The 1,024-nt window shown below is 66.5% G+C and carries 2 protein-coding genes and 1 other annotated feature; both genes read left to right on the top strand.

Translation table 11 applies throughout. The features are described 5' to 3' along the window. The first annotated feature begins 37 nt into the window (after positions 1–37). Entirely contained in the window at positions 38–352 is a 315-nt protein-coding gene (locus tag SJ20_RS11480; protein WP_044659997.1) for a transposase, read from the top strand. Next, positions 310–406: a sequence feature (AL1L pseudoknot), on the top strand. (Overlaps the previous gene by 43 nt.) Next, a complete protein-coding gene (locus SJ20_RS11475) occupies positions 349–753 on the top strand; it encodes an IS3 family transposase (RefSeq protein WP_131661520.1) in 405 nt (134 codons plus the stop codon). (Overlaps the previous feature by 58 nt.) Before SJ20_RS11480 ends, SJ20_RS11475 begins: the two co-directional genes overlap by 4 nt. Positions 754–1,024 lie beyond the last annotated feature (271 nt).

Raw genomic sequence — 1,024 nt, 5'->3', positions numbered from 1 at the left:
CACCACTTCCAGGGACTTGACCAAGGAGAATCGGAACATGCCCAAGAAGTACACCCCCGAGCTGCGTGAGCGCGCGATCAGGATGGTCCTGGAACGCCAAGCCGCTCAAGGAGGGCCTCGCTCGCACTCCATCCGAGCCATCGCCCCGCAGGTCGGAGTCGGTGAAGAGACGCTGCGCATGTGGTGCAACCGCCACGGCCACGAGATCAACCAGGCGCCGGCGGGAGAAGATCTGCAGCAGGAGAACAAGCGCCTCAAACGTGAGCTCGCCGAGGCTCGGCGAGCGAACGAGATCCTCAAAGCCGCCTCGGCTTTTTTCGCCAGGGAGCTCGACCGCCCCACGACGAGATGATCGCGTTCATCGACGAACACCGCGATCAGTTCGGGGTCGAGGCCATCTGCCGCGTGCTCAGCGCGACGGAGTGTGGGTTCATCACCTCTCGCGGCTACCGCGCCGCGAAGAGACGGCCTGCCTCCGAGAGGGCTCTACGAGACGAGCTCCTCATCGAGGAGCTCGAGCGGATCCACGCGGAGAACTACGGCGTCTACGGGGTGCGCAAGATGCACCACGCGATGCGCCGCGCCGGGTGGGAGATCGGCCGGGACCAGGTCACCCGCCTGATGAAGCTCGCCAGCGTGGAAGGGGTTCGGCGCGGCCGCAAGCCGATCACCACGAGGCCGGCAGGCGAGCCGGATGCTCGTCCTGACCTCGTGGAGCGCTGCTTCACCGCCGAGCGGCCGAACCAGCTGTAGGTCGCTGACATCACCTACGTCAGGATCCTGGGCGGGTTCTGCTTGAGTCGCTTTCATCACCGCCGTCTTCTCCCGGCGCGTCGTGGGATGGGCGGTCTCGGGCAGCCTGCACACCGCGGGGCTGCCGTTGCTCGCCCTCGAGCACGCCCTCGTGAGCACGGGAGCCAGCCGTGGCCGGCAGGGCCCGGTGCACCACAGTGACAGGGGCAGCCAGGGTGGATTCAATCGGTCGTCGCAACACCCTCTCTGAATCACTGGAGGTATGGGCGAT

This window comes from Micrococcus sp. MS-ASIII-49 (assembly GCF_000946635.1).
GTDB classification, from domain to species: domain Bacteria; phylum Actinomycetota; class Actinomycetes; order Actinomycetales; family Micrococcaceae; genus Micrococcus; species Micrococcus luteus.
Note: the sequence above shows the minus strand (reverse complement) of the source record. Positions and strands in the feature narration are given on the sequence as shown.

Excerpts from the sequence above, each read along its gene's own strand:
- SJ20_RS11480 (WP_044659997.1), top strand. The coding sequence starts at position 38 with ATGCCCAAGAAGTACACCCCCGAGCTGCGTGAGCGCGCGATCAGGATG.
- SJ20_RS11475 (WP_131661520.1), top strand. The coding sequence starts at position 349 with ATGATCGCGTTCATCGACGAACACCGCGATCAGTTCGGGGTCGAGGCC.